Origin of the sequence: Citrobacter sp. Cpo142, from assembly GCF_030332425.1 — a bacterium.
GTDB lineage: Bacteria > Pseudomonadota > Gammaproteobacteria > Enterobacterales > Enterobacteriaceae > Citrobacter > Citrobacter portucalensis.
In genome coordinates, this window is record NZ_JAOWHW010000148.1 from 110,954 (window position 1) to 119,742 (window position 8,789).

Genomic DNA, 8,789 nt, shown 5'->3' on the forward strand with positions numbered 1-8,789 from the left:
GAAATAAAAAGAGTGGTGGTGGTCAATAACCAGGCGTTTATTTCCACAGCGCAGGACCATTTGTATATGAGTTCATATCCTTTTGACGACCCGCGTCTGGCGCCGGGTGGTCCGGGTATAGATTATCAATACTTTGATGACACCTATTATCTCTACAGACCTGGCAAGCATAAATCCGGTGGCAAGTATGTGGACGGCCATACCAGTCCTGAGTTTCCAGGGCGCGCCTGGGGAACGGTGGTATTTATGAAAGCATCCTTAGCCAATTTAACGGAAGGTTATAAGGCTAACTATCAAAACCTGCCGGACAAAGAGCCGGAGGTGGTGGGCTATAAGGGCTGGACCCGGATGTACTGCGATATGGATACAGGGAAATAATATGAAAGGTGTAATCAGGCTAAACGATCCGCTGGAAAATGGCGGATATGTCAATAAAGCTTCTGGTAGCAAGTTTATGGGAATTCCTGTCGCTTTACAGGGGGATACTGTGGTTTGTATTCTGCACAAAGGTACCTTCCCAATACTTGATTTTGAGCCAACCTGGACAATGGACGGCAAAGGCGTCGTTGTGGATGGCTGTAGGGCCGCATGTTGTTGTGCAATTAAAACCACACTGCCAACGGCGGGGACAAGCAAATGAGGAAATGGAAGATACCAAACAAGAATCCCTATGAAGAACCAGAAAAATTCCCGCTTAATATTATGCTGATCATTAGCTGTGCTATCTTTCTGTTTTTTATAACGTACAATATATTCAGCTGGTTGCAGGACAAGAAAGTTCCTGATGATCTGATATGGAATGCAATAGGTATCCCGTCGCTAATAGTATTAGCAATCTGGTGTGTGGTGGTAATCACTTACGGTGTTATATCTTTTCCATGTTACTATGCGGGTTATCTTGAGAAGTATGGAATGAACCAGTGGAAAAACTGGGCAATACGGGCATTGCCTCTTTTAGACTATTCATCCATTCTCCCGGTGCCTGAACTGGCATTAAAAATTCAGAAACTAGAGGGTGAAGCGCCAGAAGGTTCTGCAACGCCGTTACGCATTGATATTGAAGTTGACTCAATGGATGACACCAGAGTTGATAAAGTACTAAGGCAGTTGATAGAGCCCCTCAAATGTTCTCTTGTCAGGGATTATCGGCCTTTTACTACCTGGCTGTACGTTAAGGGAGCGGATGACACTATCGGCAATAGTTTCAAGGCGGTGCTGGCAAGTCTGAGCATCCCCAAAGATAAGGTCGGAAAAATTAATATTCTTCACAAATGCCCTGATTATTTTTTAATAAATGAGTGGGTTGATTTAAATATTTCTGAAAATAACCTGGTTATTACCGTTGAATTGCATGATGAAAATAATGCTGATTTTTTTGAAAGTGCTAATGCCTTTATTTTTACCAATACACAACTGCTTAAAGATAAAGACGCACCTTTATATTTATTACGCATGATGGACAGTACCCCTTACTATCTTGATGAAATCGTAAGTACATATCTTTCTGCACAGCAAGTTGATGTTAGTAAAATTAAAAAACTATGGTTCAACTCACTGGATAAGCAGTCAAAATTCGTATTGTTTAGTGGGATAGAAAACGCAAAAACGAGCATTTTGGCCGATAGTCGATATGAACTGGAGGCCGTCACTGGGCAAAGCACAGAGGTTCAGCGCTGGGTTGTATTAGCGTTGGCTGCGGATGCTGCAAAATATGGTCAAGGCCATCAGTTATTCGCCAGTACATCCGCAGATACTATTCAATCCGGCATAATAGCTGCTAAATATCCAGGATGCTGGCCTGCACTTGATAAGCTGGATTTCCATGATTATTGGAGAGTCATAAAATTGTGCGCAATTATTTTATGGTGTATGGGATTTGTAAGTCTCGTACCACTAGAACTGTTCCAAAGTCACCCCTGGTATACGTTTGCACCTTTGGTTATTGGTATTCTGGTTATTTACACGGCGGTTATGATTTTTTCTTTTATACTGAGTCATAATATAGAAGAGGAAATGGATATTTATTACTCTCAGTTTTTATGAGGTAAGCGCCCTGACGGGCGCTCTTGCTTCTTTGACTCTCTTTGTGGCAGGAGCCTTAGTCGGTTCAGGATTTATTTCACCGTCCAACCCTTATAACTGCCGACGTTGTTTTTATCGATCATCGTCACCGGGATCAGCACGGGTTCTTTCGGGGCGGGTTTCCCCTGCAATATGTCATAGCCGATTTCGACCGCTTTGGCAGCCATCACCTGCGGATCTTGTGCCGGAGTCGCCACAAATAGTGAGTTTTCGCGCTTCAGCGCTTCTTCACCGTCTGGGGATCCATCTACGCCGACAATAAAGAATTCGCTACGCTGCGCCTGTTTTGCCGCCAGATCGGCACCGATCGCCGTCGGATCGTTAATGGCGAATACGCCGTCGATCTTCGGATTCGCCGCCAGCAGCGCGGTCATGATCTCCAGCCCGCCTTCGCGACTGCCTTTGGCGTTTTGGTTATGCGACAGCACCTTGATGTCAGGGTGGCGTTTAAACTCAGTCTGGCAGCCTTCCACGCGGTTCTGGACGGCGGAAACCGGTGGCCCGTTGATGATGACGACGTTGCCTTTGCCTTTCAGGCGGTCGGTAATGTATTTACAGGCCATTTCACCTGCCTGGGTGTTATCGGAGGTAATGGTCGCGTCTGCGCCTTCCGCTGCCACGTCAACGGCAACCACCACGATCCCGGCGTCTTTCGCGCGTTTTACCGCCGGGCCGATGCCCTTGGAGTCGGCGGCGTTAAGGATAATCATGTCGACTTTGGCGGCAATAAAGTTGTCGATCTGCGACACCTGTTGCCCCAAATCGTAACCGCTGGAAACCAGCGTTACTTTAACGCTATCACCTGCCAGCTTGCGTGCTTCCAGCTCCGCGCCTTTGGTGATCTGCACGAAGAACGGGTTGGCCAGATCGCCCACCGTAACGCCAATCGATTTCAGTTCTTTTGCCTGCACAAACGGAGCTGCAGCAAGCAGGGCGCCAGCACAGAGCGCGGTCACTAATGGCTTCAAACGCATACTCGTTTCCTCACGTAGGGTATTGTTGTTATACGCCTGATGGCGCTGCGCTTATCAGGCCTACGAATGAGCAGGCCAGTAAGCTTGTCTATGCACTTTGATGGTGTCGGGTACGGTATTTGTCGATTAGCACCGCTATGATGATCACCGCCCCTTTGATCACCAGTTGCCAGAAATAGGAGACGCCCATTAGCGTCATGCCGTTATTGAGCGTGGCGATTATCAACGCCCCCACCAGCGTGCCGGTGATGGTGCCGATCCCGCCAACAAAGCTGGTGCCGCCGAGGATCACCGCCGCGATGGCGTCCAGCTCGTAACCCATACCTAAGTTGCCGTTGGCGCTATACAGCCGCGAGGCGCTCATCACCCCGCCAAGACCTGAGAGCAAACCGCTCATGCCGTAGACGAACAGCAGCACCAGCCACACTTTGATCCCGGTTAAACGTGCGGCCTGCATATTGCCGCCGACCGCGTAGATATGAACGCCGAGCGTGGTGCGGCGCAGAATGAACCAGCACACCACCACCACCGCCAGCGCAATGACCACCAGCCACGGAACCGGGCCGAGATAGTTGTTACCGATCCACTCAAAGCTGATATTGGAGTTAATCACCGTTGTACCGTCGGCCAGCAGATAGGCCACGCCGCGCAGCGCCGTATAGGTTCCAAGCGTGACGATAAACGGCGGTAGTCCGGCAAAAGCGACCAGCGCGCCGTTAAATAATCCCAGCACCAGGCCGAGCATAAGCGCCGCCGGAATTGACAGCATGGCAAGCTCAGGAATAAGAGAAACGACCATGGCTGCGACGGCGGTGGTGCCGAGAATCGAGCCAACCGAGAGGTCGATTCCGCCGGTCAAAATAATGAAGGTCATGCCAGCCGCCAGCACGATGTTGATCGACGCCTGACGGGTTATATTCAGCAGGTTGCTTTCGGTAAAAAAGTTGGGCGCGATAAAGCCAAATACCGCCACAATCAGGATGAGAATCGGTAAGATGCCGACTGTTTGCATCAGATCGCTCATCAGCATTCTTTTCGCGGAGGCGGATTTCGCCACCTGCTGGGGAGGGGTTGGATTATTCATGGGGCACCGCCTGATGGTGGGAGTCGTTCACGCCGGTAGCCAGCGTCATAATATTTTCCTGGGTAATACTTTGTCCGTTCAGCTCGCCGGCAATGCTTCCTTCCCGCATGACGTACACGCGATCGCTCATGCCGACGACTTCCGGCAGTTCGCTGGAGATCATCAGGATCGCTACGCCTTTGCGCGCCATATCGTTCATGATCCGGTAGATCTCGCTTTTGGCGCCAACATCCACGCCGCGCGTGGGTTCATCGAGGATCAAAATACGTGGGCCGATCGCGACCCAGCGTGAAATCAGCAGTTTTTGCTGATTTCCGCCAGACAGCCCGCCCGCGCGTACCTGCGCGTGCGGAACGCGGATGTTGAGCAATTTGATGGCGTCATCAGAAATAGCCTGGGCCTTTTTGCGATCGAGCATGCCCCAGTTGGCGTCACGCTCCAGCGTTGCCATGGTGATGTTTTCTGCCGCTGCCAGCTCTAAAAATAATCCCTGCTCTTTGCGGTTTTCCGTCAGAAAGCCAATGCCGTGGTCAATCGCCTCGCGCGGGGAGTGGATCACTACCGGTTCACCGTCTACTTCAATCATGCCGCCGATGGCTTTACGAACGCCAAAAATCAACTGAGCCAGCTCAGAACGCCCGGCACCGACTAACCCGGCCAGGCCGACGATCTCCCCGGAGCGTACCAGCAAGCTGCACGGCTGGACTTTATGGCCGTCGGTCAGGTGATGAACATTGAGGCGTGCTTTACCTAAGGGAATGTCGCGCTCTTTGTTGAACAGATCGCTTAACGGACGACCCACCATCATGCGCACCAGCTCCGAGGCGTTGAGCTTGTCGCGGGTCAGGCTGCCAACATATTGTCCGTCGCGCAGGACGCTGACGCGGTCCGAGAGTTCGTACACTTCCGCCATGCGGTGGCTGATGTAGATAATCGCCATCCCCTCATCGCGCAGACGCATGATCAGTTCAAACAGGCGATGGGTTTCACGTGAGGAGAGGGCGGCGGTGGGTTCATCCATTACCAGAATGCGGCTTTTACGGTGCAGGGCACGGGCAATTTCCACCTGCTGCTGTTCGGCGATGGTCAACGTCATCACACGGTCGCTGGCCTTAAACTGGGCACCGAGTCGGTCGATGACTTTCTGCGACTGCATCACCATCTCTTTTCGCTGGACCAGACCGCCGCGCGACAGCTCGCTGCCAAGAAAGATATTTTCCGCCACCGTCAGGTTCGGCGCGAGCTGCATCTCCTGATAAATCAGCGTGATGCCTGCGCTAAGCGCGTCTTTTGGCCCGCGAATGTGGAACGGCTGACCGTCAATCAGGATCTCACCGCTGGTGGCGGTATAGGCCCCCGCGAGGATCTTCATCAGGGTGCTCTTCCCCGCGCCATTCTCGCCCATCAGGGCATGAATCTCGCCCGGCCAGACCGTTAAATCGACCCCTTTCAGCGCGTAAAATTTGCCAAACGCTTTAGCAATGTTGCGCATCTCCAGAACCGGTGTCCTGCTCATGGCGGATCTCCTGTGGGGTGGCCGATATCAGCAGTCCATCACAGGAATGTAAATGCAAAATGTCAGAAGCCGTTCATATTTGTCATATTGCGATTTTTCTTCACGGAGCGTGATATGCCGCAACCGGGACGTCACTTTTTCGCCAGTGCGCGCGGACGATTGCTGTTCTTCAATCTGCTGGTGGTGGCGGTCACGCTGATGGTGAGCGGCGTGGCGGTGCTGGGTTTTCAGCACGCAAGCCAGATTCAGGAGCAGGTGCAGCAGCAAACCGTTGACGACATGACCGGCAGCATGAACCTGGCGCGCGATACGGCGAACGTGGCGACAGCGGCGGTGCGGCTGTCGCAGGTGGTCGGAGCGCTGGAATACAAAGGGGAAGCGGAGCGGCTGCAGGAGACGCAACGGGCGTTGAAGCGATCGCTGGAACAACTGGCTACCGCGCCGCTGGCGCAGCAGGAGCCGGTGCTGGTCGAGCGTATTATCCAGCGCAGTAATGAACTACAAAGCAGCGTAGAAGGGATGTTGCAGCGCGGACAGCGGCGGCATCTGGAGCGTAACGCGTTGCTCAGTTCGCTGTATCAAAATCAAAGCTATTTACGTCATCTGCAAAAGTTGATCGGCGCGCAGGATGATGCGCTGCTGGGGCAGATGGACCGCTTAATTGTTGCCGCCATCGACACGCCCACGCCGCGTTCGGTGGTGAAACAACTGGATGCGGTGATGCCTGCGCTTCCCTTGCGCCATGCTAGTCCGCTGATTAGCGGTATCCTCAACGACTTCAACCAGGAGCTGCATAAGCTGGAGCCGCTCTCTTCCGCGCTGGAGCAGAGCGATTTGGCCATCAACTGGTATATGTTTCATATCAAAGCGCTGGTGGCGATCCTCAACAGCGATATCAATCAGTATGCCTCGCAGGTGGCGCTGATCTCAGAGCAGCGGGTGGCGCAAAGCCATCAGGAACTGCAATCCGGCGCGTTGTTTATTTTAGTGTTTGCGCTGCTGGCGGTGGTGATCACCGGTTTTGCCGGGTGGTATATCTACCGTAATCTCGGCTCCAACCTGACGGCCATTTCGCGGGCGATGACCCGGCTGGCGCACGGTGAATCAGACGTCAGCGTCCCGGCCCTGCAGCGGCGCGATGAGCTGGGCGAGCTGGCCCGCGCCTTTAGCGTCTTTGCCCGGAATACGGCGTCGCTGGAGCACACCACCCGACTGCTAAAAGAAAAAACCAGCCAGATGGAAATCGACCGCACCGAGCGTCAGGGGCTGGAAGAAGCGCTGTTGCACAGCCAAAAGCTGAAGGCGGTGGGGCAACTGACGGGTGGATTAGCACATGATTTCAATAACCTGCTGGCGGTGATTATTGGCAGTCTGGATCTGGTGAATCCGGAGTCGCCCGATGCGCCACGGGTCAATCGGGCGCTAAAAGCCGCCGAGCGCGGGGCGCTGCTTACCCAACGCCTGCTGGCCTTTTCGCGCAAACAGTCGTTGCATCCCCATGCGGTGGAACTGAAAACGCTGCTGGAAAATCTGGGCGAACTGATGCGCCACTCTCTTCCGGCCACGTTGACGCTGGAGATTGAAGCCCAGTCTCCCGCCTGGCCCGCGTGGATTGACGTCAGCCAACTGGAAAACGCCATTATCAATCTGGTGATGAACGCCCGTGACGCCATGGACGGGCAGGCGGGCACGATTAAAATCCGTACCTGGAATCAGCGGGTCACGCGCAGCGATGGGCGCAAGCAGGATATGGTGATGCTGGAGGTTGCCGACCAGGGAAGCGGGATGTCACAGGAGGTGAAAGCCCAGGTCTTCGAGCCGTTTTTCACCACCAAACAGACCGGTAGCGGCAGCGGACTGGGGCTGTCGATGGTCTACGGTTTTGTGCGCCAGTCCGGTGGCCGGGTGGAGATTGAAAGTGCTCCCGGGCAGGGAACGACGGTCAGGCTGCAACTGCCTCGTGCCGTTGTGCCGGTGCAGGCTCAAGTGGAAGCGGTAGCGGTACATGCGGCGAACAGCGGTGAAAAACTGGTGTTGGTGCTCGAGGATGAGGACGATGTACGCCAGACGTTGTGCGAGCAATTACACCTGCTGGGCTACCTGACGTTAGAGGCCGCCAACGGCGAACAGGCGATGCATATGCTGGCGGCTTCATCCGAGATTGATATTTTTATTAGCGACTTAATGCTGCCAGGTGGTTTAAGCGGCGTGGATGTGGTTAACCATGCCCAGGCACATTATCCGCAGTTGTCCATCCTGCTGATAAGCGGTCAGGATTTACGTCCGGCGCATAACCCGGCGCTGCCGGATGTGGCGCTATTGCGTAAGCCTTTTACCCGGGGAGAGCTGGCGCAGGCGCTGTGGCATTCGCGTAATTGAGATTCGTCCGCTACCCGCGCAAATACGCTTTGATTACCGTGGGGCGAGTTTCTTGATGAGGCTGGTTTTATGCAACGCTCCGCGACATTTCTTCTTTTTAGCTTGCTGTCACTGACCACCATGTCAGCGCAGGCGGATATTATCGATGACGCCATTGGTAATATTCAGCAGGCGATTAACGACGCATACAAACCGGACAACGGGCGGGATTATGATGACTCCCGTGATGAAAGCTGGCAGCGCCAGATGAGCGACGATCGGCGCAGGCAGTATGACAATCGCCGCCGCCAGTTTGAAGATCGACGTCGCCAACTGGATGACCGTCAGCGCCAACTCGATCAAGAACGGCGTCAGTTAGAAGACGAAGAGCGCAGAATGGAAGAAGATTACGATCGGTAGCGGTAACGATTAAATTTATGGGTATTTTATCTTTCTGGCAGGGATTTACCTGCTCACCCAACAGCTCACCATTTTATGTTAATGAATGCACTTGAGCACAGTGCGTGTATGCACTACAATCTCTCTATGCTTATGGAAAAGGTGTTGGCAATGGAATGTCTAAATCATTAAATATCAGAAATTTTCGGGATACATGGCTTGAAGATTTTTTTGAACGGGCGACATCGCACAGAAAAATACCTGCGGATATTCACACTGCATTAGCCAGAAAGCTGGGGTGATGCTGCCAACTTACTGATTTAGTGTATGATGGTGTTTTTGAGGTGCTCCAGTGGCTTCTGTTTCTATCAGCTGT

The 8,789-nt window shown here is 53.1% G+C and carries 8 protein-coding genes and 1 pseudogene; 6 read left to right on the plus strand and 3 right to left on the minus strand.

The genetic code is table 11. From position 1 onward, the window contains the following. From OGY18_RS25410 to OGY18_RS25420, 3 genes and pseudogenes are all read left to right on the plus strand, one after another. A pseudogene (locus OGY18_RS25410) lies at positions 1-378 on the plus strand (T6SS immunity protein Tli3 family protein); the annotation flags it as partial. 1 nt (position 379) lies between these two features. After that, a complete protein-coding gene (locus tag OGY18_RS25415; RefSeq protein WP_286554755.1) occupies positions 380-640 on the plus strand; it encodes a PAAR domain-containing protein in 261 nt (86 codons plus the stop codon). Then, on the plus strand, positions 637-2,043 hold the full coding sequence (locus OGY18_RS25420) for a KPHS_23130 family T6SS system protein (RefSeq protein WP_286554757.1): 1,407 nt from the start codon (positions 637-639) through the stop codon (positions 2,041-2,043). The genes OGY18_RS25415 and OGY18_RS25420 overlap by 4 nt, the downstream gene beginning before the upstream one ends. 71 nt (positions 2,044-2,114) lie before the next feature. On the opposite strand, the gene OGY18_RS25425 is transcribed toward OGY18_RS25420, so the two are convergent. From OGY18_RS25425 to OGY18_RS25435, 3 genes are all read right to left on the minus strand, one after another. Next, positions 2,115-3,056 (minus strand): ABC transporter substrate-binding protein, encoded by a 942-nt coding sequence (locus OGY18_RS25425; RefSeq protein ID WP_003826688.1) that lies wholly within the window; start codon positions 3,054-3,056, stop codon positions 2,115-2,117. Between the two features lie 88 nt (positions 3,057-3,144). Further along, positions 3,145-4,140, minus strand: a complete 996-nt coding sequence (locus OGY18_RS25430; RefSeq protein ID WP_063941242.1) for an ABC transporter permease subunit — start codon at positions 4,138-4,140, stop codon at positions 3,145-3,147. Beyond that, on the minus strand, positions 4,133-5,656 hold the full coding sequence (locus OGY18_RS25435; protein WP_181509715.1) for a sugar ABC transporter ATP-binding protein: 1,524 nt from the start codon (positions 5,654-5,656) through the stop codon (positions 4,133-4,135). The genes OGY18_RS25430 and OGY18_RS25435 overlap by 8 nt, the downstream gene beginning before the upstream one ends. Before the next feature lie 114 nt (positions 5,657-5,770). Here OGY18_RS25435 and OGY18_RS25440 point away from each other — a divergent pair, with 114 nt between their 5' ends. The 3 genes from OGY18_RS25440 to OGY18_RS25450 all read left to right on the plus strand — a co-directional run bounded on the left by OGY18_RS25440 (position 5,771) and on the right by OGY18_RS25450 (position 8,715). Then, on the plus strand, positions 5,771-8,035 hold the full coding sequence (locus OGY18_RS25440) for a hybrid sensor histidine kinase/response regulator (RefSeq protein WP_286554764.1): 2,265 nt from the start codon (positions 5,771-5,773) through the stop codon (positions 8,033-8,035). 69 nt (positions 8,036-8,104) lie between these two features. Then, the gene (gene yjdP, locus OGY18_RS25445; RefSeq protein ID WP_275398412.1) at positions 8,105-8,434 is read left to right on the plus strand and encodes a DDRRRQL repeat protein YjdP; all 330 of its coding nucleotides are present in this window, start codon (positions 8,105-8,107) and stop codon (positions 8,432-8,434) included. Between the two features lie 155 nt (positions 8,435-8,589). Beyond that, the gene (locus tag OGY18_RS25450; RefSeq protein WP_502873486.1) at positions 8,590-8,715 is read left to right on the plus strand and encodes a type II toxin-antitoxin system RelE/ParE family toxin; all 126 of its coding nucleotides are present in this window, start codon (positions 8,590-8,592) and stop codon (positions 8,713-8,715) included. Positions 8,716-8,789: the final 74 nt, after the last annotated feature.

Coding starts and splice junctions, on each gene's coding strand:
- OGY18_RS25450 (WP_502873486.1), top strand. CDS start 8,590: ATGTCTAAATCATTAAATATCAGAAATTTTCGGGATACATGGCTTGAA.
- OGY18_RS25425 (WP_003826688.1), bottom strand. CDS start 3,056: ATGCGTTTGAAGCCATTAGTGACCGCGCTCTGTGCTGGCGCCCTGCTT.
- OGY18_RS25435 (WP_181509715.1), bottom strand. CDS start 5,656: ATGAGCAGGACACCGGTTCTGGAGATGCGCAACATTGCTAAAGCGTTT.
- OGY18_RS25420 (WP_286554757.1), top strand. CDS start 637: ATGAGGAAATGGAAGATACCAAACAAGAATCCCTATGAAGAACCAGAA.
- yjdP (WP_275398412.1), top strand. CDS start 8,105: ATGCAACGCTCCGCGACATTTCTTCTTTTTAGCTTGCTGTCACTGACC.
- OGY18_RS25415 (WP_286554755.1), top strand. CDS start 380: ATGAAAGGTGTAATCAGGCTAAACGATCCGCTGGAAAATGGCGGATAT.
- OGY18_RS25430 (WP_063941242.1), bottom strand. CDS start 4,140: ATGAATAATCCAACCCCTCCCCAGCAGGTGGCGAAATCCGCCTCCGCG.
- OGY18_RS25440 (WP_286554764.1), top strand. CDS start 5,771: ATGCCGCAACCGGGACGTCACTTTTTCGCCAGTGCGCGCGGACGATTG.